Here is a 24,217-nt window from a genome sequence, read left to right on the forward strand (position 1 = left end):
GGCGTATTGATGGCTGAGTCGAGACAGCGACCCGGGACGGGCGGGCCGGACGCGATCGCCGTCATCGGCATGGCGTGCAGGCTCCCTCAGGCCGCCGATCCGGTGGGTTTCTGGAGGCTGCTGCGCGAGGGCGTGGACGCGGTCGCCGACGCGCCCGCCGGCCGGTGGCCGGACGCCGCCGAGTACCGGAGGGGCGGGTTCCTGGCCGACGTGGACGGCTTCGACGCGGCCTTCTTCGGCATCTCGCCGAACGAGGCGGCGGCCATGGACCCGCATCAGCGGCTGGCGCTCGAACTCGGCTGGGAGGCGCTGGAGGACGCCCGCGTCCTGCCCGCCGCCCTGCGCGGCAGCGCCGCCGGCGTCTTCCTCGGCGCCATCTCCCAGGACTACGCCGCGCTGAGTGACAGGGCCGCGAGCCCCGGCCGGCACGCCTACACCGGCGTCAACCGGGCGCTGATCGCCAACCGGATCTCGTACGTGCTCGGGCTGCGCGGGCCCAGCCTCACCCTCGACACGGGCCAGTCGTCGTCGCTCGTCGCGGTCCAGATGGCCGGGGCGAGCCTGCGGCGCGGCGAGAGTGACCTGGCGCTGGCCGGCGGGGTGAACCTGAACCTGCTCGCCGAGACCACCGCCGCCATCGGCGCCTTCGGCGCGCTGTCGCCCGACGGACGCTGCCACGTCTTCGACGAGCGGGCCAACGGGTACGTGCGCGGCGAGGGCGGCGCGGTCGTGGTGCTCAAGCGGCTGGCCGACGCGCTGGCCGACGGCGACCGGGTGCACGCGGTGATCCTCGGCGGGGCCGTCAACAACGACGGCGGCGGCGAGGGGCTGACCGTGCCGAGCGCACGGGCGCAGGAGGAGGTCATCAGGCTCGCCTGCGCCGAAGCCGGCGTCGCGCCTGGCGACGTGGGCTACGTCGAGCTGCACGGCACGGGCACCAAGGTCGGCGACCCGGTGGAGGCGGCCGCGCTCGGCGCCGCCTACGGAGCCGGGCGTGCGGAGCCGCTCCTGGTCGGGTCCGTCAAGACGAACATCGGCCACCTGGAGGGCGCGGCGGGCATCGCCGGGCTGCTCAAGGTGGTCCTCGCGGTCAAGCATCGCCGGCTGCCCGCCAGCCTGCACTTCCAGACGCCTCCCGCGCAGATCCCCCTGGACACCCTGCGCCTGCGGGTGGTGCAGGAGACCCGCCCGTGGCCGGAGGGCGGCCGTCTGGTGGCGGGCGTCAGCTCCTTCGGCATGGGCGGCACGAACTGCCACCTGATCGTCGCCGAGCCCCCTCCCGCCGCCACGGTCGCCCCAGGCGGAACGCCCGGCACCGCGCAACGCGACCCCGCGGGACACGACATCGCGGGACACGACATCGCGGGACGCGACATCGCGGGACGCGACATCGCGGGACGCGACATCGCGGGACGCGACATCGCGGGACGCGACATCGCGGGACGCGACATCGCGGGACACGGCACCGCCGGATACGACTCTGCGGGACACGGCACCGCGGGACACGACTCCGAAGGGGTCGACTTCGGGGGACCGGGCGCGGAGGCGCCCTGGGTGGTGTCCGGGCGGACGGAGGAGGCGGTGCGCGAGCAGGCGGGCCGGCTGGCCACGATCGCCGCCGCCCACGCCGCCCCCCACGACGCTGGCGGAGTGGACTTCGACGGCGCGCGGCCGGTGGACGTGGCGTTGAGCCTCGCCGTGAGCAGGACGGCCTTCGAGCGCCGTGCCGTGGTGCACGCCCCCGACGCCGCCACGCGTCAGGAGGCGCTGCGCGCACTGGCCTCGGGCCGCCTCCACGACGCCGTCGTCACCGGCGGCGCCGTCGGTGGGGGGTGCGCCTTCGTCTTCCCCGGGCAGGGCTCGCAGTGGCCGGGGATGGCGCGTGAGCTGATCGCCGCCTCGCCGATCTTCGGCGCGCGGCTGGCGGAGTGCGCAGGCGCGCTCGAACCCTTCACCGGCTACGCCCTGATGGACGTGCTCCAGGAGCGTCCCGGCGCCCCTGGCCTGGACCGGGTGGACGTGGTGCAGCCCGCCCTGTGGGCCGTCATGGTCTCGCTCGCCGAGACGTGGCGGGCGCACGGCGTGCGGCCCGACGTGGTCGTCGGCCACTCCCAGGGCGAGATCGCCGCCGCCACCGTCGCCGGCGCGCTCACCCTGCCCGACGCCGCCAGGGTCGTCGCGCTGCGCAGCCGCGCCATCGCCGGCATCACCGGCAGGGGCGGCATGATGTCGGTCGCCGCCCCCCTGGACGTTGTCGAGCCGGTCCTGCCCGAAGGCGTGTCCGTGGCCGCCTTCAACGGCCCCCGCTCTCTGGTGGTCTCCGGCCCGAGAGAGGCGCTGGCCGAGCTCGCCGCCCGGCTGCCCGGCCACCGAACCAAGATCATTACTGTGGACTACGCCTCCCACTCGCCCGAGGTCGAGGCGGTGCGCGAGGAGGTGCTGGAGGCGCTGGCCCCGATCCGGCCGGTGAGCAGCGCGACGGCGTTCGTCTCCACGCTCACGGGCGAGCCCATGGACACGGCCGGGCTCGACGCCGCCTACTGGTATCGCAGCCTGCGCCGACCGGTCCGCTTCGGCCAGGCCGTACGGGCCGCCCTGGAGCGCTGCGCGCTGTTCGTGGAGTGCAGCCCGCACCCGGTTCTGGTCACGGGCGTGGAAGAGAGCGCGGAAGACGCCGGCCGGGAGGTGGCCGTGGTCGCCACGCTGCGCCGCGGCGAGGGCGGCTCGGAGCGGCTGACCCGGTCACTCGCCCAGGCGTACGCCCAGGGCGCGCCGGTGGACTGGTCCCTGCTCTGCCCCGGCGGGCGGCTGGTGGATCTGCCCACGTACCCGTTCCAGCGCCGCCGCCACACCACGGCCGCCCCGCCGCCCCGAATCGTACGGCCGCAGGCGCCGGACGCGGCGGGCACGCCGGAGCCGTCGGGGACGCCGGACGCGCCGGCGGCCAGGTCCAGGAAGGAGCTGCGCGAGCTGGTGCTGGCGGCCACGGCGCGGCTGCTCGGCTACGGCGACACGACCGCCGTCGAGCCTGAGCGCACGTTCAAGGACCTCGGCCTTGAGTCGGCCACCGCCGTCGAGCTGCGGGACAGGCTGCGCGCGGCCACCGGGCTGCGGCTGCCCGCCGGACTGCTGTACGACCACCCCACGCCCGACCGGCTGGCCGGCCACCTGCACGCGCTGCTCACCGGCGGCGGGCCGGAGGAGGCGGACGGCGGCGGCGCGCGGGATCGGGCGGACGACGACCCGATCGCGGTGGTCGGCATGGGCTGCCGCTATCCCGGCGAGGTCGTCTCGCCCGAGGACCTCTGGCGGCTGGTCAGCACCGGCACCGACGCGATCACCGAGTTCCCCGCCAACCGCGGATGGGACCTCGACACGCTCTTCGCCCCCGGTGCCTCGGGCACCAGCGACACCCGGTACGGCGGGTTCCTGCATGACGCCGACCGGTTCGACGCCGCGTTCTTCGGAATCAGCCCGCGCGAGGCCACGGCCATGGACCCGCAGCAGCGGGTGCTCCTGGAGACCTGCTGGGAAGCCGTGGAGCGCGCCGGCATCGACCCGGCCACCCTGCGGGGCTCGGCCACCGGCGTGTACGTCGGCGCCATGGCCCCCGACTACGGACCCCGGCTGCACCAGCCGGACGGCGCCTCCGACGGTCACCTGCTGACCGGCACCGCGCTCAGCGTCGTCTCCGGCCGCGTCGCGTACGCGCTCGGCCTGCGTGGACCGGCGATCACCACGGACACGGCCTGCTCGTCCTCGCTCGTCTCGATCATCCTGGCGATGCGGGCGCTGCGGCGCGGGGAATGCGCGCTGGCGCTGGCGGGCGGCGTGACCGTCATGTCGACGCCCGGCATGTTCGTGGAGTTCAGCAGGCAGGGCGGGCTGGCCCCCGACGGACGGTGCAAGGCCTTCTCCGCCCTGGCCGACGGCACGGGGTGGGCCGAGGGCGCAGGCATGCTCGTGCTGGAGCGGCTCTCCGACGCGCGCCGCAACGGTCATCCGGTCCTCGCTGTGCTGCGGGGCGGCGCGGTCAACCAGGACGGCGCCAGCAACGGCCTCACCGCGCCGAGCGGTCAGGCGCAGCGGGAGGTCATCAGGCAGGCGCTGGCCGACGCCCGGCTCAGCGCCGCCGAGGTCGACGCCGTGGAGGCGCACGGCACGGGCACCCGGCTGGGCGACCCCATCGAGGCGGACTCGCTCATCGCCGTGTACGGCGAGGGGAGAGACCCGGGGCGACCGGTCTGGCTCGGCTCGCTCAAGTCCAACATCGGCCACACCCAGGCGGCGGCCGGGGTGGCCGGGGTGATCAAGATGGTGAAGGCGCTGGAACACCGCACCCTGCCGCCCACCCTGCACGCCGCCGACCCCACGCCGCACGTGGACTGGGCCTCGGCCGGGGTCAGGCTGCTCACCGGGCAGGTCGAGCTGGCGCAGGACCGGCCGCCGCGGGCAGGGGTGTCCAGCTTCGGCATCAGCGGCACGAACGCCCACCTCATCGTGGAAGCCGCCCCGCCGCCGCCCGCCGCGCGCCCTGACGAAGCGCCGCAGGTCCTCGACCCGGCGGCAGGGCCGATGGTGTGGGTGGTGTCGGCCAGGAGCGAGCCCGCGCTGCGCGCCCAGGCGGCCAGGCTGCACGCGTACGCCGACGGGCTCGCGGACGGCGCGCTGGCCGACGCCGGGAGGACGCTGGCCAGGCGAACCGCGTTCGCGCATCGCGCCGTGGTGGTGGCCGCAGGCCGCGACGAGCTGCTCGCCGGGCTCGAGGCCGTGGCCGCCGGGACCCCGCACGCCGCCGTCACCAGCGGGGCCGCGCCTGCCGAGGCCAGGCCGGTGTTCGTCTTCCCAGGCCAGGGCTCCCAGTGGGCCGGCATGGCCGTGGACCTCCTCGACGCCAGCCCCGCCTTCCGCGACCAGGTCGGCCGGTGCGACCGCGCGCTGCGGCCGTACACCGGATGGTCGGTCGTGGACGTGCTGCGCGGCAGGAACGGCGCGCCCCCGCTGGAGGGCTCGGACGTCATCCAGCCTGCGCTGTTCGCCGTCATGATCGCGCTGGCCGGGCTGTGGCGCTCGCTCGGCGTGCACCCCGCGGCCGTCGTCGGCCACTCCCAGGGCGAGATCGCCGCGGCGTGCGTGGCAGGGGCGCTCTCCCTGGAGGACGCCGCGCGCGTGGTCGCGCTGCGCAGCCGGGCCCTGACGAGGCTCGGCGACAAGGGCGGCATGCTGGCCGTGTCGCTGCCCGCCGCCAGGGCCGAGGAACTGCTGCGACCCTGGGCAGGCCGCCTGTGGCCGGCCGTGTACAGCGGCCCGTCCAGCACGGTGGTGGCGGGCGACGCCGACGCGCTGGAGGAGTGCGCCGCCGCCTGCGGTGACGACGTCCAGGCCCGCCGGGTCGCGATCGGCTACGCCGCCCACACCCCACACATCGAGGAGCTGCGCGAGGAGATCCTGCGCAGCCTCGACGGAGTACGGCCCCGCGACACCGAGGTGGCGTTCTGCTCCTCGTACGCGGGCGAGTTCATCGACACCGGCCTGCTGACGGCCGCCTACTGGTTCACGAGTCTGCGCAACCCGGTCCGCTTCCAGCAGGCGATCGAGGCGGTCGCGGCCACAGGAACGCCGGTGTTCGTCGAGGCCAGCCCGCACCCGGTGCTCACCGGCCACGTCGTGGACACGTTGGCGGCGGCCGGCGTCGCCGGAGGCGCCACGGGCACGCTGCGGCGCGACGACGGCGGCCTGCCCAGGCTGTTCAAGGCGCTCGGCCAGGCGTGGGTGCTCGGCGCCGGCGTGAACTGGGCGGCCGCGCTCGGCCCCGCCGGCCGCCACCACGACAGCCTGCCCGCCTACCCCTTCGAGCGGCACAGGCACTGGCTCGCCCCCGGCCCCGCCGGCGGCCCTGGCGGCTCCGGCCATCCGCTGCTCGGCACCGCCCTGCCGCTCGCGGCCGACGGCGGCTTCCTGCTGGCCGGCCGGCTGTCCGTCGGCACCGATCCGTGGCTGGCCGACCACGCGGTGGACGGCACCGTCCTGCTGCCCGGCACCGCCTTCGTCGAGCTGGCGCTGCAGGCCGCCGTCACGGCGGGCTGCGACGCCGTCGAGGAGCTGACCTTGGAGGCCCCGCTGCCGCTGCCCGCGGCGGGTGGCGTCCACGTCCAGGTCACCGTGGGCGGCCAGGACGAACAGGGCCGCCGCACCGTGGCCGTCCACGCCCGCCCTGCCGGTGACACCGACGCCCCCTGGACCCGCCACGCCACCGGCCTGCTCGGCCCCGCTCCCGAGGACCCGCCCGAGCGCCTGCCTTCCTGGCCGCCCGATGGCGTCCCGATCGGCCTGGACGGGCTCTACGAGCTGCTCGCCGAGCGGGGGTACGCCTACGGTCCCGCGTTCCAGGGACTGCGCGCCGCCTGGCGCGCGGGCGAGGACGCCTTCGTCGAGGTGGCGCCGCCCGACCAGGTACGCGCCGACGCCGGGCGGTTCGTCCTGCACCCTGCCCTGCTGGACGCGGTGCTGCACCTGGTGGTGCTGGAGTCGGCCGACGACCCCACCGCGCTGCTGCTGCCGTTCTCATGGAGCGGGGTGCGAGTGGCCGCGCTCGGCGCGGAGGCGCTGCGCGCTCGTGTGAAGGATCTCGGCGACGACCGGATCGCGCTGAGCCTGTTCGACGGGGCGGGAGACCGGATCGCCGCCGTCGTCCTGCTGGCGCTGCGCCGCCTGCCGCGAAGCGCCGCCCGCCCCGCCTCCGCCGCCGCCCGCTACACCGTCGAATGGGCTGAACCGCCCGTGCTCGGCGCCGGGACGGGTGAAGGGGACTGGGCGCTGGTCGGCTACGACGAGGCGGCCGACGAACTGGGCGCCGAACTGGAGCGGGCGGGCATCGCGGCGCCGCGCCACTACGACCTCGCCTCGCTGGCCGGAATGAGCGCAGGCCGGGTCCCTGGCGTGGTGCTGGCGCCCGTCCACGCCGACGGTGACGACCTTCCCTACGCCGCGCACGACGCCCTGCGTGAGGTGCTCGACCTGGCACAGGGCTGGCTGGCCGACGAGCGGTTCGCCGAGTCCCGGCTGGTGTTCGCCACCCGCCCTGGCGGGCCCGAGGCGGCGGCGGTGTGGGGGCTGGTGCGTTCGGCGCAGTCGGAGCACCCCGGCCGGTTCGTCCTCGCCGAGATCGCCCCCGGCTTCTCCGGCTGGGAGCGGCTGGCCGCCGCGATCGCCGCCGGCGAGACCCAGCTCGCCGCCGCGGGACAGGACCTGCTGGCGCCGCGCCTGACCCGGCGTGAGGTCGCCGCCGAGCCGCTGCCCGAGGTGTCGGGGACGGTGCTGGTGACCGGTGGCACAGGTGGTCTGGGCGCGTTGGTGGCGCGGCGGTTGGTGACGGGCCACGGGGTGCGGGATCTGTTGCTGGTCTCGCGTCGTGGGCCGGCCGCTCCGGGTGCGGCCGAGCTGGTGGCGGAGCTGGAGGGGCTGGGTGCGCGGGTGGTGGTGGCGGCGTGTGACGTCTCCGATCGTGACGCGCTGGCCGCTCTGCTGGCGGAGGTGCCGCTGGGCGGTGTGGTGCACACCGCCGCCGTGCTCGACGACGCCGTGCTCGAAGGGCTTTCCGCCTCCCGGCTCGACGCGGTGCTGGCGCCGAAGGCGGATGCGGCCTGGTATCTGCACGAGTTGACGGCGGAGCGGCCGTTGTCGTTGTTCGTGTTGTTCTCCTCGCTGGCCGGGGTGCTGGGCAATGCGGGGCAGGGCAATTACGCGGCGGCGAACGCGTTCTTGGACGCGCTGGCGGCGCATCGCAGGCAGTCGGGGTTGGCGGGTGTGTCGGTGGCGTGGGGGTTGTGGGACACCGAGTCGGGGATGACCGGTGGTCTGTCGCAGGCGGATGTGGCCCGGCTGGGGCGGGCGGGTGTCGCGCCGTTGAGTGTGGAGCAGGGGTTGGAGCTGTTCGACGCGGCTGTGTCGGGTTCTGATCCGTTGGTGGTGGCGGCGCGGTGGGACATGGCGGGGTTGCGTGCCAGGGCTGAGGCGGGTGATCTGCCGGTCATGCTCCGCGGGCTCGTCCGCACGCCCCGACGCGCGACGGCGGCGGCCGGGACCGTCGCCGCCGGCCTCGGCGGGCTGACCGACCGGCTGGCGGGGCTGAGCGAGGCCGACGGCCGCGCCCACCTGACCGAGCTGGTCCGCTCGCACGTCGCCGCCGTCCTCGCGCACGGCCGCCCCGACCAGGTGGACGTGGACCGCGCTTTCAACGAACTCGGCTTCGACTCCCTGACCGCCGTCGAGCTGCGCAACCGGCTCAACGCCGCCGCCGGGCTCCGCCTGCCGGCCACGCTCGTCTTCGACCACCCGACCGTCACCGCGCTCGCCGGCTACCTGTTCAACGCGCTGGCGCCCGAGGCGCCCTCGGCCGAGGACGCCCTGCGCGCCGCGGTGGACCAGGCCGAGTCGACGCTGCGGGCGGCCAACGGCGAGTCGGAGGCCGTCCGCGGTCAGCTCGTCGCCATCCTGCAGAGCGCGCTGACCAGGATCGGCGGCGCCGCCGCCCCCTCCGCCGCCCCCACCGGCTCCAGCGGGGCCGAGGAGATCGGTTCCGCTTCGGACGAGGAGATCTTCGCCCTCATCGACAACCGGGCGATGACGTCCCCCCTGTCTATGGAAAGGCCCGAACGTGGCGAATGACGAGAAGCTCCGCGCCTACCTCAAGCGTGTGACCGTCGAGCTGGCGGAGACCCGCCGACGCCTCGCCGAGGAGGAGGGCCGCTGGCACGAGCCGGTGGCGATCGTCGGGATGGCCTGCCGTTTCCCCGGCGGGGTGACGGGTCCTGAGGAGTTGTGGGATCTGGTGGCGTCGGGCGGGGACGCGATCAGTGGGTTCCCCGCCGATCGTGGGTGGGATCTGGAGGGGTTGTTCGATCCTGATCCGGAGGCGTCGGGCAAGTCGTACGTGCGGCACGGCGGGTTCGTGCATGACGCGGGGGAGTTCGACGCGGGGTTCTTCGGGATGAGTCCGCGTAGCGCGCTGGCGACCGATCCGCAGCATCGGCTGTTCCTGGAGTCGTGCTGGGAGGCGCTGGAGCGGGCGGGGATCGATCCGGGGTCGTTACGCGGCAGCCGTACCGGCGTCTACGCCGGATGCATGTACGAGCTCTACTCGACCCGGTTCCTCGACCGGGTGCCCGAGTCGGTCGAGGGGACCCTGCTCACCTCCAGCACGCCGAGCGTGCTGTCCGGGCGCGTCTCCTACACCCTCGGCCTGGAGGGGCCGTCCATCACGGTCGACACCGCCTGCTCCTCCTCCCTGGTGGCGCTCCACCTCGCGACCCGGGCGCTGCGCCAGCAGGAGTGCACGCTCGCGCTGGCCGGCGGCGTCACCGTCATCGCCGCCCCCGACGTCTTCGTGGAGTTCTCCCGGCAGCGGGCGCTGTCGGCCGACGGGCGGTGCAAGTCGTTCTCGGCTTCGGCTGACGGTGCGGCGTGGGCCGAGGGGGTGGGGGTGCTGGTGCTGGAGCGGTTGTCGCAGGCGGTTCGTCATGGGCGGCGGGTGCTGGCGGTGATCCGGGGGTCGGCGGTGAACCAGGACGGGGCGAGCAACGGGTTGACGGCGCCGAGTGGTCCTGCGCAGGAGCGGGTGATTCAGCAGGCGTTGGCGGACGCGTTGCTGGACACGCGGGATGTGGATGCGGTGGAGGCGCATGGGACGGGGACGCGGTTGGGTGATCCGATCGAGGCGGGGGCGTTGCTGGCGACGTATGGGCGGGGCCGGGCGGAGGATCGGCCGGTGTGGGTGGGGTCGGTGAAGTCGAACATCGGTCACACGCAGGCGGCGGCGGGGGTGGCGGGGGTGATCAAGATGGTGCAGGCGATGCGGCATGGGGTGTTGCCGCCGACGTTGCACGTCACCGAGCCGACCCCGCACGTCGACTGGTCGGCGGGGCGGGCCGAGCTGCTGACCGGAGCCCGCGCCTGGCCGGCCGGTGAGCGGCCCCGTCGCGCGGGCGTCTCCTCGTTCGGCATCAGCGGCACCAACGCCCACCTCATCCTCGAGGAGCCCCCCGCCCTGCCGGAAGCGGGCCAGGAGACCGATCTCGGCGAGGAGCCGCCGGTCCCTCTCGCGGGGCCGATCGCCTGGCCGATCAGCGCGCGCAGCGACCGGTCCCTGCGGGCCCAGGCCGCCCGGCTGCACGCGGCCGTCACCTCCGGCGAGCAGCCCGACCCCGCCGACGTGGCGCACACACTCGCAGGACGCGCCGCCTTCCCCCACCGCGCCGTCGTGCTCGCCCGCGATCACGCCACCCTCACCGCCACCCTCGCGGCGTACGCGAACCAGCCCACGACGGCGCCCCCGCCCGGCGGCGACGGCCGGCACGGCGAAGCGAGCCCGTCCGCGGGTTCGCGGCGGGACGGGGAGGCCGCGACCGCCGGTGCGCGGCCACTGGCGGCGGTGGTCGAGGGGGTGGCCGCCGAGCAGCCGCGGACCGCGTTCCTGTTCACCGGGCAGGGCGGGCAGCGTGCCCGGATGGGCAGGGAGCTCGCGGCCGCCGCTCCGGCGTTCGCCGCCGCCCTCGAAGAGGTGTGCGCCGCCCTTGACCCCCACCTCGACAGACCGCTGCGCGAGGTGATGTGGGCCGAGCCCGGCAGTCCCGACGCCGAGCTGCTGAACCAGACCGCCTACACGCAACCGGCGCTGTTCGCCTTCGAGGTGGCCGCCTTCCGGCTGCTGGAGTCGTACGGGGTGAGACCCGACATCGTCGCAGGGCATTCGGTGGGCGAGTACGCGGCCGCGTACGCCGCCGGCGTCTGGTCCCTGCCGGACGCGGCCCGCCTCATCGCCGCCCGCGGCCGCCTCATGCAGGAGCTGTGCGAACCCGGCGCCATGGTCGCGGTGGAGGCGACGGCCGAGGAGGTCGCCGCGACGCTGACCGGGCTGGAGTCGCGCGTCGGCGTCGCCGCCGTCAACGGTCCCACCGGCGTGGTCGTGTCCGGCGCCGAGCAGGAGTGCCTGGCGCTGGCCGAGCAGTGGCGGGCGCGCGGCCGGCGCACCCGGCGGCTGTCCGTCAGCCACGCCTTCCACTCCCCGCTCATGGAGCCGATGCTGCCCGCGTTCGCCGCCGAGCTGGCGCGCGTGACGTTCGACCGCCCCCATACGGCCACCGTCACCGGCATCGAGGGAACGTGGACCTCGGCCCGTTACTGGCTCGACCAGATCACCAGGCCCGTCCTGTTCCAGACGGCGATCTCCCGGCTCGAGGACGAGGGCGTCGGCGTCTTCCTGGAAGTGGGGCCGCAGGCGGTGCTGTCCGGCATGGCGCACGACTGCGTCACCCGCGAGGGCGCCGCGATCGTCTCCCTGCACCGCCGCGACCGTACCGAACCCGACGCGCTGGCCGACTGCCTCGCCCGCGCGTGGACGGCGGGGGCGGAGGTGGACTGGCCCGCGCCGGCGGGTGGGGGCAGGCTCGTGGACCTGCCCACGTACGCCTTCGACCGCGAGCGCTTCTGGCTCGACCCGCCCGCACCCGCCGCCGACCTGGCCTCGGCGGGGCTGCGCGAGGCCGGCCATCCGCTGCTCAGCGCGGCCGTCGACCTGCCCGAGGACGGCCAGGCCGTGCTGACAGGCCGGCTGTCGCCGGCCGCCGCGCCATGGCTGGCCGGCCACGCGGTGTCCGGCACGGTCGTCCTGCCCGGGGCCGCGCTCGCCGAGCTGGTCCTGGAGGCCGGCGGCCGGGCGGGCTGCGACCTGGTCGAAGAGCTGGTGTTCGAGGCCCCGCTCACGCTGCCGGCCGGCGGCGGCGTGGCGATCCAGGTCGTCGTGGAGCGCGCCGACGCCTCCGGCGCCAGGCCGGTGCGCGTGTACTCGCGCCCCGCCGACGACCCGGACGCCGCCTGGACCCGCCACGTGTCGGCCACGGTCACCCCCGACGGCGAGGACGGCCCCGTGCCGGTCGCCGGCACTGCCGACGGATCGGGTTCGTGGGCGTCGGTGTGGCCGCCGTCCGGTGCCGAGCCGGTGGAGGTGGAGGGTGGTTACGAGCGGCTGGCCGAGCGGGGTTACGAGTACGGGCCCGCCTTCCAGGGGTTACGCGCGGTGTGGCGGCGGGGGGAGGAGCTGTTCGCCGAGGTGGCGTTGCCTGAGGAGGTCGACCCCGCCGGATACGGCGTCCACCCCGCCCTTCTCGACGCTGCCTTCCACCCGCTGCTCGTCGCCGGGGAGAGCGCGACGGTGCGGCTGCCGTTCGAGCTGCGCGGCCTGCGGCTCCTCCAGCCCGGGACGGGCACACTGCGGGTCCGCCTGACCGGAGCGGAGGCTGACGCGTGCGCCGTCGAGGCCGCCGACACGGCCGGACGGCCCGTGCTCTCCCTCGCCTCGCTCCGGGTACGGCCGGTCCCGTCCGGGGCGCTGGCCGGCTCCGCCCAGGCCGTCTACGGAGTGGACTGGGTCGAGACGCAGGCAGGGGACGGTGTGGCGGAGGCCGTGGTGATCCCGTGCGTGAGCGACCGCCCCGACGTCCCCTCCGCGGTGCGGCAGCTGACCACGCAGGTGCTGGAGGCCATCAGGGACGAGCGGCTGGCCGAGTCCCGGCTGACGTTCGTCACCCGAGCGGGCGACCCCGCGGGCGCCGCCGTGTGGGGGCTGGTGCGCTCGGCGCAGTCGGAGCAGCCTGGCCGGTTCGTCCTGGCCGAGGTCGAGGACGGCCACGCCGACTGGGGGCGGCTGGCGGCGGTCGCCGAGCCCCAGGTACGCGTGCGCGACGGAAAGATGCTGGCCCCCAGGCTGGCCCGCCGCAGGCTTGAGGCACAACCGTTGCCCGAGGTGTCGGGGACGGTGCTGGTGACCGGTGGCACGGGTGGTCTGGGCGCGTTGGTGGCGCGGCGGTTGGTGACGGGTCACGGGGTGCGGGATCTGTTGCTGGTTTCGCGTCGTGGGCCGGGCGCGCCGGGTGCGGCCGAGCTGGTGGCGGAGCTGGAGGGGCTGGGTGCGCGGGTGGTGGTGGCGGCGTGTGACGTCTCCGATCGCGAGGCGCTGGCCGCTCTGCTGGAGCGGGTGCCGCTGGCGGGTGTGGTGCACACCGCGGGAGTGCTGGACGACGCGCTGGTGGAAGGGCTGAGCGCGGAGCGGATGGACGCGGTGCTGGCGCCGAAGGCGGATGCGGCCTGGTATCTGCACGAGTTGACGGCGGAGCGGCCGTTGTCGTTGTTCGTGTTGTTCTCCTCGCTGGCCGGGGTGCTGGGCAATGCGGGGCAGGGCAATTACGCGGCGGCGAACGCGTTCTTGGACGCGCTGGCGGCGCATCGCAGGCAGCTGGGGTTGGCGGGTGTGTCGGTGGCGTGGGGGTTGTGGGACACCGAGTCGGGGATGACCGGTGGTCTGTCGCAGGCGGATGTGGCCCGGCTGGGGCGGGCGGGTGTCGCGCCGTTGAGTGTGGAGCAGGGGTTGGAGCTGTTCGACGCGGCTGTGTCGGGTTCTGATCCGTTGGTGGTGGCGGCGCGGTGGGACATGGCGGGGTTGCGTGCCAGGGCTGAGGCGGGTGATCTGCCGGTCATGCTCCGCGGGCTCGTCCGCACCCCCCGACGCACCACGAACTCCGGGGGCGTGGCCGAACTGATGATCCGCCTCGCGGCTCTCACCAGGGACGAGGCACTGCGGCTGCTCACCGAGAGAGTCCGCGGCCACGTCGCCGCCGTCCTCGCGCACGGCAGTCCCGACAAGGTCAGCGTGGACCGCGCCTTCAACCAGCTCGGCTTCGACTCCCTCACCGCCGTCGAACTGCGCAACCGGCTCAACGCCGACACCGGCCTTCGCCTGCCGCCCACCCTCGTTTTCGACCACCCCACGATCAGCTCACTCGCCGAGTTCCTGTTCAGCACCCTCGCACCGGCGCCGCCGTCTCCCGAGGAGACACTGCGCGGCGCGCTCGAACGCGTGGGATCCATGCTCACCGGCGCCAAGGACGACGGCGAGGCCATCCGCAGCAAGCTCGTCGCCGTGCTGCAGAGCGGCCTGGCCAGATTCGGCGCGGCACCGGACGGCACAGGCCGTCCCGACACGATGGTCGACAAGATCGACTCCGCCTCCGACGAGGAGATCTTCGCCCTCATCGACAACGAACTGTGACGCCATGACCGCGACAGGAAAGGCCCGACCGATGGGAACCGAGGACAAGCTCCGCGCCTACCTCAAGCGTGCGACCGTCGAACTGGCGGAGACCCGCCAGCGCCTCGCCGAGGAGGAGGGCCGCAGGCACGAGCCGGTGGCGATCGTCGGGATGGCCTGCCGTTTCCCCGGCGGGGTGACGGGTCCTGAGGAGCTGTGGGATCTGGTGGCGTCGGGCAGGGACGCGATCAGTGGGTTCCCCGCCGATCGCGGGTGGGATCTGGAGGGGTTGTTCGATCCTGATCCGGAGGCGTCGGGCAAGTCGTACGTGCGGCACGGCGGGTTCGTGCATGACGCGGGGGAGTTCGACGCGGGGTTCTTCGGGATGAGTCCGCGTAGCGCGCTGGCGACCGATCCGCAGCATCGGCTGTTCCTGGAGTCGTGCTGGGAGGCGCTGGAGCGGGCGGGGATCGATCCGGGGTCGTTACGCGGCAGCCGTACCGGCGTCTACGCCGGATGCATGTACGAGCACTACTCCACTCGCTTCCTGGAACTCGCCCCCGGCTCCGTCGAGGGGACCCTGTTCACCTCCAGCGCCTCCAGCGTGCTGTCCGGGCGCGTCTCCTACACCCTCGGCCTCGAGGGGCCGTCCATCACGATCGACACCGCCTGCTCCTCCTCGCTGGTCGCCATGCACCTGGCCGTGCAGGCGCTCCGGCGCGGCGAGTGCTCGCTCGCCCTGTCCGGAGGCGTGTCCGTCATGGCCTCGCCGGTTCCGTTCGTGGAGTTCTCCCGGCAGCGGGCGCTGTCGGCCGACGGGCGGTGCAAGTCGTTCTCGGCTTCGGCTGACGGTGCGGCGTGGGCTGAGGGGGTGGGGGTGCTGGTGCTGGAGCGGTTGTCGCAGGCGGTTCGTCATGGGCGGCGGGTGCTGGCGGTGATCCGGGGGTCGGCGGTGAACCAGGACGGGGCGAGCAACGGGTTGACGGCGCCGAGTGGTCCTGCGCAGGAGCGGGTGATTCAGCAGGCGTTGGCGGACGCGTTGCTGGACACGCGGGATGTGGATGCGGTGGAGGCGCATGGGACGGGGACGCGGTTGGGTGATCCGATCGAGGCGGGGGCGTTGCTGGCGACGTATGGGCGGGGCCGGGCGGAGGGCCGGCCGGTGTGGGTGGGGTCGGTGAAGTCGAACATCGGTCACACGCAGGCGGCGGCGGGGGTGGCGGGGGTGATCAAGATGGTGCAGGCGATGCGGCATGGGGTGTTGCCGCCGACGTTGCACGTCACCGAGCCGACCCCGCACGTCGACTGGGACTCGGGAGGCGTCCGCGTGGCCACCCGCGCGGTGGACTTCCCCACCGACAGGCCGGCCCGCGCCGGTATCTCCAGCTTCGGCGTCAGCGGCACCAACGCCCACGTCGTCCTGGAAGGCGTCCCCGCGACCGCCCCGGAGGAGCGGCCCGCCGCGGCAGGCGAGCCGCTCGTCTGGATCGTGTCGGCCAAGACCAAGACCGCCCTGCGCGCCCAGGCCGGCCGGCTGCGCCGATACGCCGACGGCGCCTCCGACGACGACCTGCGCGCCACCGGCCGCGCCCTGGCAGGAAGAGCCGGGTTCGCGCACCGCGCCGTCGTGGTGGCCGAGGACCGCGCCGAACTGCTCGCCGCGCTCGCGGCCGTCGCCGACGGCACCCCCCACGCCGCCGCCGTCACGGGCGAGGCGCTCCCCGCCGCCAGGCCCGTGTTCGTCTTCCCCGGCCAGGGCTCCCAGTGGGCGGGCATGGCCGTCGACCTCCTGGACACCAGCGAGGTCTTCCGCACCCGGCTGCTGAGCTGCGACGAGGCACTGCGCCCGCACACCGGATGGTCGGTCGTCGACGTCCTGCACGGCAGGAACGGCGCCCCCGCCCTGGAGGGCACCGACGTCATCCAGCCCGTCCTGTTCGCCGTCATGGTCTCCCTCGCCGAGCTGTGGCGCTCCCACGGCGTCCACCCCACGGCCGTCATCGGCCACTCCCAGGGCGAGATCGCCGCCGCGTGCGTCGCCGGAGCGCTCACCCTGGAGGACGCCGCCAAGGTCGTCGCCCTGCGATCGAGGGCGCTGATCCGGCTCAGCGGCACCGGCGGCATGCTCGCCGTGGCCCTGCCCGCGGCCGAGACCCAGGCGCGGCTCGAACCCTGGAAGGGCCGCCTCTGGGTGGCCGTCCACAGCGGCCCCGCCTCCTGCGTCGTCGCAGGCGAGGCCGGCGCGCTGGAGGAGTTCACCGCCGCCTGCGGAGAAAGCGTCCGCGTGCGCCGCATCGCCGTCGACTACGCCTCCCACACCCCGCTCGTCGAGCCCATCGCCGACGAGCTCGCCGTCGCCCTCGACGGGGTGCGGCCGCACGACACCGGCATCGCCTTCTGCTCCTCCCTCGCCGGGCAGTTCATCGAGCCGGCCCGGCTGACCGCCGGATACTGGTACGACAACCTGCGCAACCCGGTGCTCTTCGACGAGGCGATCAGAGCGTGCGCCGGACCGGGCACGCCACTGTTCGTCGAGGTCAGCCCGCACCCGGTGCTGGGCGCCGACGCCGACGACAGCTGCCACGCCGCGGGCATCACCGCCGGGGTCTGCGCGTCACTGCGCCGCGGCGCGGGCGACTGGCCGCGCTTCCTCACCGCGCTCGCCCACGCCTGGGTGCTCGGCGCGGGCGTCGACTGGCTCAGCGCGCTCGGCCCTGCCCCCCCACCCGATGGCCGATCCGCCCACCTACGCCTTCGAGCGGCGCCGGTACTGGCTCGGGGACCACGAGGCGCCCGGCCGCCCCACCGGAGCGGGCATCGAAGGCTCCCGGCATCCGCTGCTCTCCGCCGTCGTCCCCGTGGCCGGCGACGCGTACGTCCTGTCCGGCCAGCTGTCGGCCAGGAGTGCGCCCTGGCTCGGAGACCACGCCGTGGAGGGCGGCGTCCTGCTGCCCGGTGCCGCGTTCGCCGAGCTCGCCCTCGAAGGCGGCGCCCACGCCGGCTGCGGACGCCTGGACGAACTCGTCATCGAGGCGCCGCTGCTCCTTCCTGAGAACGGCTCCGTCACCATCCAGGTCACCGTGGACCCGCCCGACGACGAGCGGCGCCGCGCCGTCGCCATCCACTCCCGCACCTCCGACGGCTGGCGAAGGCACGCCTCCGGCGCCCTCACCGCCGGCGCCCCCGCCGGCGCCCCGTACCCGTGGGCGTCGGTGTGGCCGCCGTCCGATGCCGAGCCGGTGGAGGTGGAGGGTGGTTACGAGCGGCTGGCCGAGCGGGGTTACGAGTACGGGCCCGCCTTCCAGGGATTGCGCGCGGTGTGGCGGCGGGGGGAGGAGCTGTTCGCCGAGGTGGCGTTGCCTGAGGAGGTCGACCCCGCCGGATACGGCATCCACCCCGCCCTCCTCGACGCCGCCCTCCACCCCCTCGTCCTGACCGGCGGCGATGACGACCTGCGGCTGCCGTTCGCGTTCGGCGGCGTGCTGCTGCACGCCTCCGGAGCCCCCGAGCTGCGCGTACGGCTGACCACCACCGGCGAGGACACCCTCGTCGAGGCGGCCGACCCCGCCGGCGCGCCCGTCCTGTCGATCGACGCCCTCCGCGTGCGGGCCGCCGCCCCCCGCCAGGCCGCCCTCGCCGGCACGGCGGCGCACGGCGTGGACTGGGTCGAAGCGCCCGCCGCCGCGGCCGGAGCGGCCGAGCCCGTGGTGATCTCATGCGTGAGCGACCAGCCCGACATGCCCGCCCGCGTCCGCGAGCTGACAGGCCGGGTCCTGGACGCCATCGCCGCACAGCCCGACGACCTCACCCCCAGCGACGCCACCGTCGTCTTCGCCACCCGAGCGGGCGACCCCGCGGGTGCCGCCGTGTGGGGGCTGGTGCGCTCTGCGCAGTCGGAGCAGCCGGGCAGGTTCGTCCTGGCCGAGGTCGAGGACGGGCACACCGACTGGTCCCTCGTCACGGCGACCGGCGAACCCCAGGTCAGGGTCGTGCACGGCAAACCCCTCATCCCGCGCCTGACCCGGCGTGAGGTCGCCGCCGAGCCGTTGCCTGAGGTGTCGGGGACGGTGCTGGTGACCGGTGGCACGGGTGGTCTGGGGGCGTTGGTGGCGCGGCGGTTGGTGACGGGTCACGGGGTGCGGGATCTGTTGCTGGTTTCGCGTCGTGGGCCGGCCGCTCCGGGTGCGGCCGAGCTGGTGGCGGAGCTGGAGGGGCTGGGTGCGCGGGTGGTGGTGGCGGCGTGTGACGTCTCCGATCGCGAGGCGCTGGCCGCTCTGCTGGAGCGGGTGCCGCTGGCGGGTGTGGTGCACACCGCGGGAGTGCTGGACGACGCGCTGGTGGAAGGGCTGAGCGCGGAGCGGATGGACGCGGTGCTGGCGCCGAAGGCGGATGCGGCCTGGTATCTGCACGAGTTGACGGCGGAGCGGCCGTTGTCGTTGTTCGTGTTGTTCTCCTCGCTGGCCGGGGTGCTGGGCAATGCGGGGCAGGGCAATTACGCGGCGGCGAACGCGTTCTTGGACGCGCTGGCGGCGCATCGCAGGCAGTCGGGGTTGGCGGGTGTGTCGGTGGCGTGGGGGTTGTGGGACACCGAGTCGGGGATGACCGGTGGTCTGTCGCAGGCGGATGTGGCCCGGCTGGGGCGGGCGGGTGTCGCGCCGTTGAGTGTGGAGCAGGGGTTGGAGCTGTTCGACGCGGCTGTGTCGGGTTCTGATCCGTTGGTGGTGGCGGCGCGGTGGGACATGGCGGGGTTGCGTGCCAGGGCTGAGGCGGGTGATCTGCCGGTCATGCTCCGCGGGCTCGTCCGCACCCCCCGACGCGCCGCCGGAACCGGCGCCGGAGCCGGACCGGGCGCGCTCGCAGGACGCCTGGCCACGCTGCCCCGCCAGGACGCGCTCCGGCTCCTCGTCGACACCGTCCGCGCCCAGGTCGCCGCCGTCCTCGCCCACGGCAGCCCCGACAGCGTCCAACTCGACCGCCCCTTCAACCAGCTCGGCTTCGACTCCCTCACCGCCGTCGAACTGCGCAACCGGCTCAACGCCGACACCGGCCTGCGCCTGCCGCCCACGCTCGTCTTCGACCACCCCACCGTCAACGCGCTGGCCGCCTACCTGGCCGAAGTCCTCGCCCCCGCGCCGCCCTCAGCAGAGGACACGCTGCGCAAGGCGCTGGAGCAGATCGACGACCTGCTCCTCAACGCCAACGGGGAGGGAGACGTCGTCCGCGCCCGGCTCGTGCCGATCCTGCAGGGCGCGCTCACCAAGCTCGGAGCCGCCCCCGCGGACGCCGGCGGCGTGATGGACAAGATCGACTCCGCCTCCGACGAGGAGATCTTCGCCCTCATCGACAACGAACTGTGACGACATGACCGCGACAGGAAAGGCTCCACCGATGGGGACCGAGGACAAGCTCCGCGCCTACCTCAAACGCGTGACCGTCGAACTGGCCCAGACCCGCCGCCGCCTCGCCGAGGTGGAGGAGCGACGCGACGAGCCCATCGCCGTCATCGGCATGGCCTGCCGTTACCCCGGTGGCGCGGACACCGCCGAGGGCTTCTGGGACCTGCTCAGGGACGGCCGGCACGCGGTCCGCGAAGTGCCGTCCACCCGGTGGGACATCGACGAGTACTACGACCCCGACCCGCGGGTCCCCGGCGGCATCTACACCCGATACGGAACCTTCCTCGACGACATCGCCGGCTGGGACGCCGAGTTCTTCGGCCTGTCACCCCGCGAGGCCCTGCGCATGGACCCCCAGCAGCGCATGCTCCTGGAGCTCGCATGGGAGGGCCTGGAGAACGCCGGCCTGTCACCGTCACGGCTCAGAGGCAGCCGCACCGGCGTCATGGTCGGCTTCATGGACACCCTCCAGTACGGCAGGCTCCAGATGGAATGGCAGGGCCGCGACGCCCTGTCCGACCCCTATCTCGGCCAGGGCGCCATCCCCAGCGTCGCCGCCGGGCGCATCGCCTACCAACTCGACCTGATCGGCCCCACCCTCACAGTCGACACCGCCTGCTCCTCCTCGCTCATCGCCGTCCACCTGGCCGCCGAGAGCCTACGCAGGGGGGAGTGCGACCTCGCTCTTGCGGCCGGGGCGTCCCTGTCGCTGCACCCCACGCTCTACATCCAGGCGTGCGCCGGGCTCATGATGTGCCCCGACGGCCGGTGCAAGACCTTCGACGAGAACGCCGACGGCTACGTCATGGGCGAGGGCGGCGGCCTCGTCGTGCTCGAACCGCTGTCCAAGGCCCTGGCCAACGGCCGCCGCATCCGGGCCGTGCTGCGCGGCTCGGCCGTCAACCAGGACGGCCGCAGCAACGGGCTCACCGCCCCCAGCCGCAAGGCCCAGGCCGACGTGATCACCCGCGCGCTCGCCGCCGCGCACGTCACGCCCGACGAGATCGACTACGTCGAGGCGCACGGCTCGGGCACCCACCTCGGCGACGCCATCGAGCTGTCGGCGCTGCACGACGTCTTCGGCGGACGCCCCGCGGGCCGCCCCCTCCTGGTCGGCGCCGTCAAGACCAACATCGGCCACACCCAGGCCGCCGCCGGGGTCGCCGGGCTGATCAAGACGGTGCTCATCCTGGAGAACGAGCTGATCCCGCCCAGCCTCAACCTGAGCACCCCTGCCGCCGCCATCCCAGGCGACGGCACCGTACAGCCCGTCACCGGAGCGCTGCCCCTGCCCCGCCAGGACACCCCCAGGCTCGCCGGCGTCAGCTCCTTCGGGCTGTCGGGCACCAACGCGCACCTCGTCCTGCAGGCGGCCCCGTCCCCTGCGAGCCCCGACCGTCCGGCGGGGGAGGCTTCGGCCGCGCCGTACGTGCTGCCGCTGTCGGCGGGCAGCGAGGCGGCGCTGCGGGAGCAGGCCGACCGCCTCGCCGGCTGGCTCGAGGAGCGGCCGGGTTCCGGCCTGGCCGACGTCGCCCACACGCTCCAGACCGGCCGCGCCGAACTGGACCACCGTCGCGCCCTCGTCTGCGCCGACACCGGCGAGGCCCTGCGGCAGCTGCGCTCCGCCGCCGCCGGCGGTCACCGTGTCAAGCGCCGCCCCCGCATCGCCTTCCTCCTCCCCGGCGTGGGCGACCAGTACGCCGGCCTCGGCAGGGAGCTTTACGCCGCCGAACCCGTCTACGCCGAGGCCGTCGACCGGTGCGTCGAACTCGTCCGCCGGCGTTCAGGCGTGGACCTTCACCCCCTGTTCTTCCCCGAAGGCGCCACCCCCGCCGGCCGCCCCGCCGACCTGGCCGCGCTCCTCGGCCGGGCGCGCGAGGAGTCCGGCGACTCCCACGACCCGCTCGACCAGGCCGCGATCGCCCACCCCTTCCTGTTCACCGTCGAGTACGCGCTCGCCAGGCTCCTCGGCCACTGGGGCGTCACGCCCGACCTGCTCGTCGGCTACAGCCTCGGCGAGTACGTCGCCGCCTGCCTGGCCGGCGTGTTCACCCTCGAAGACGCCCTGCACGTGGTCGTCGAGCGGGCCCACCTGATCAGCGCCGTGCCCGCGGGACGCATGGTCGCGGTCGCCGCCCCCGAGGACCGGATCCGCGCCGCCCTCGCGGGAACCGGAGCCGAAGTGGACGTCGCCGCCCGCAACGGGCCCGCGATGACCGTGCTCAGCGGCCTGCCCGCCGAGATCGACGCCGTGACCGCCGCGCTCACGGCGGACGGCCTCGCCTGCCGTCCCCTGCGCTCGGCGCACGCCTTCCACTCCACGCTGCTGCAGCCCGCCAGGGAGAAGCTCGCCGCCGTGCTGGAGGGCGTGACCCGGCGTCCTCCCGCCATCGCCATCGTGTCCAACCTCACCGGGCGGCAGCTCACCGCCGACCAGGCCACCAGCACCTCCTACTGGGCCGACCAGCTCGTCGGCACCGTCCGCTTCGCCGACGGCGTCCGGCACTGCCTGGAGCAGGAGGTGTCCGCGTTCGTCGAGCTCGGCCCCGGCCAGACACTCGGCGGGCTGGTCCGCCAGAACCTGACCGGCGGCACGGGCGGCGCCGCCGCCGTCCTCGGCACGCTCACCCCGCGCTGGAGCGCGGCGGAGAGCAGGCACCCCCATGGCGACCTCGTCGCCACCTGCGCCACGCTGTGGGAACTCGGCGTGGACGTCACCTGGGACCTCGCAAGGCCTGGCCGCGGCCGGGTCCTCGACCTGCCCACCTACCCCTTCCAGCGCGTCCGCTTCTGGCCCGAACCGACCCAGCCCCTCCCTGAGACCGCCGGGACAGGGACGGCCGAACCCGCCGATCACACCTTCGCCCCCACCTGGCGGCGCGATCCTGCCGTCCGCGCCACCTCACCGGCCGGCCGCCCGCTGCCCGGCCCACTCGTCGTCTTCGCCGACCCCGAGGGGACCGGGACGGCCCTCGCCGACCTGGCCGCCGCGTCCGGCACTCCCGTCGTCGAGGTGGTGCCCGGCACCGGGCCGCGCCGCGACGGACGCCGCCTCACCATCGACCCGGCCGACCCCGCGCAGTACGCCGAGGCGTTCGCCGGGCTGGGCGACGGGCCCGTGCACGTGGCCCACCTGTGGAGCCTGGCCGTCCCCTGCGCGAAGGGAGCGGCCCCGCCCGGCGACGACGACCTGCGCGCCGCCGTGGAGCACGGCTTCCACAGCCTCATGCTCGCCGTGCAGGCACTGGGGGAGCGGCCCGCCCGGTTGCTCACCGTGACACGGGGGGCGGCGGACATCCTCGGCGGCGACGCCACCGCGCCCCACCAGGCGCTGGCCCACGGGCTGGGCCGGGCGGCACGGCACGAGTACCCCGGCCTCACCTGGTCAGGCGCCGACCTCGACCCCGGCGCCCCGCTCGAAGGCGCCGCCCCGCACCTCCTCACCGAGCTGCTCACCGAGCCCGGCGCGGGCGACGCCCCCGACTCGCCCGACCCGCTCACCGGCTGGCGGCGCGGCCGGCGCTGGGTACGCGGCTGGACCCCTGTCCCCGGCCACGCCGAGCCTGACCGGCCCGCCTGGCGTCCCGACGGCACCTACCTCATCACCGGCGGCACGCGCGGCCTCGGCATGGCTCTGGCCGGGCACCTCGTCCGCGCGGGCGTCCGCCGCCTCGCCCTCCTCGCCCGAACCCCTCTGCCCGAGGGCAACGAAGAGGTCGCACGGCTGGAGGCCGCGGGCGCCGAGGTGCTGCTGCTGACCGCCGACGCGGGGGTGCCCGAGCAGCTGCGCGCCGCCCTCAGACGAGCGCGGGAGCACTTCGGCGGGCTGCACGGCGTGATCCACGCCGCCGGGCTGCCCGCCGGTGGGCTGCTGGTGCGGCGCACCCCCGCCGAAGCAGCCCAGGTGCTCGCCCCCAAGGTGTACGCCATGGGCCCGCTCGCCGAGCTGGTCGGCCCAGACACCCCGGAGAACGAGCGGCTCGAGCTGCTCGTCCTCTACTCCTCCGCCGTCACCGCCTTCGGCGGCATCGGCGAGGGCGACTACTGCGCCGCCAACACCGTGCTCGACGCCTACGGCCAGGCCCTGGCCGGCACCGCGCCCTCCACCCGGGTCGTCTCCGTCGCCTGGGGGCCCTGGCAGCACGACGTCTGGCAGTCGGAACGGCTCGGGACCACCGGCGGCCTCGCCGACAGGGTCGCCGCCTACCGCGCCCACTACGGCTTCGCCGACGACGCCGGATGCGCCCTCCTGGACCGCATCCTCGCCGGTGGCCACGGCTCGGTCATGGCCGTCAGGCAGCCGCTCCGCGAGGTGCTCGACGCCTGGACGAACATGCTCGACCTGGACGGCCTCCTCCAGGCGGCCACGGCCGCGCCGCAGGGCGAGCGCTTCCCCCGGCCCCGCCTGCGCACCGACTTCGCCGCCCCGAGGACCGAGGCCGAGGCCAGGATGGCCGACCTGTGGGGCGCCTACCTCGGAATCGACCAGGTCGGCGTGCACGACCCGTTCTTCGACCTCGGCGGCAACTCCCTGACCGGCATGGCCATGGTGCTCGCCATCGAGAAGGACCTCGGCCGTCCCATCGCGCCCGCGGTGCTGTTCGAGCACCCGACCGTCGCCGCCTTCGCGGCAGCCCTGGACGGCGGCGGCGACCCCGGCGCGCAGGAGGCGCTCTCCACCAGTTCCGCACGGGGGCAGCGGCGGCGCCGGGCCCGTTCAGGCAATCGCAAATGAGGCCGG

At 74.9% G+C, this 24,217-nt stretch carries 4 protein-coding genes and 1 pseudogene; all 5 read left to right on the forward strand.

Annotated features, from left to right (window positions below; translation table 11 throughout):
- Positions 1 to 9: 9 nt before the first annotated feature.
- The 5 genes and pseudogenes from ABFX55_RS02530 to ABFX55_RS02550 all read left to right on the forward strand — a co-directional run bounded on the left by ABFX55_RS02530 (position 10) and on the right by ABFX55_RS02550 (position 24,211).
- Positions 10 to 8,667: an SDR family NAD(P)-dependent oxidoreductase gene (locus ABFX55_RS02530; protein ID WP_346117194.1), complete on the forward strand. Its 8,658-nt coding sequence runs from the start codon at positions 10 to 12 to the stop codon at positions 8,665 to 8,667.
- Entirely contained in the window at positions 8,657 to 14,101 is a 5,445-nt protein-coding gene (locus ABFX55_RS02535; protein ID WP_346117196.1) for an SDR family NAD(P)-dependent oxidoreductase, read from the forward strand. Before ABFX55_RS02530 ends, ABFX55_RS02535 begins: the two co-directional genes overlap by 11 nt.
- Positions 14,102 to 14,132: 31 nt before the next feature.
- Positions 14,133 to 16,703 (forward strand): annotated as a pseudogene (locus ABFX55_RS02540) (type I polyketide synthase); the annotation flags it as partial.
- Between the two features lie 106 nt (positions 16,704 to 16,809).
- Positions 16,810 to 19,437 carry a type I polyketide synthase gene (locus ABFX55_RS02545; protein ID WP_346117198.1) on the forward strand — a complete coding sequence of 876 codons (2,628 nt, stop codon included), beginning with the start codon at positions 16,810 to 16,812 and terminating at the stop codon, positions 19,435 to 19,437.
- Between the two features lie 4 nt (positions 19,438 to 19,441).
- Positions 19,442 to 24,211 (forward strand): type I polyketide synthase, encoded by a 4,770-nt coding sequence (locus ABFX55_RS02550; protein ID WP_346117200.1) that lies wholly within the window; start codon positions 19,442 to 19,444, stop codon positions 24,209 to 24,211.
- Positions 24,212 to 24,217 lie beyond the last annotated feature (6 nt).

Source organism: Nonomuraea roseola, from assembly GCF_039535395.1.
Lineage (GTDB): Bacteria > Actinomycetota > Actinomycetes > Streptosporangiales > Streptosporangiaceae > Nonomuraea > Nonomuraea roseola.

What these genes read in the sequence shown, in the direction of transcription:
- ABFX55_RS02530 (WP_346117194.1), top strand. Translation starts at nt 10, where the DNA reads ATGGCTGAGTCGAGACAGCGACCCGGGACGGGCGGGCCGGACGCGATC.
- ABFX55_RS02545 (WP_346117198.1), top strand. Translation starts at nt 16,810, where the DNA reads ATGGCCGATCCGCCCACCTACGCCTTCGAGCGGCGCCGGTACTGGCTC.
- ABFX55_RS02550 (WP_346117200.1), top strand. Translation starts at nt 19,442, where the DNA reads ATGACCGCGACAGGAAAGGCTCCACCGATGGGGACCGAGGACAAGCTC.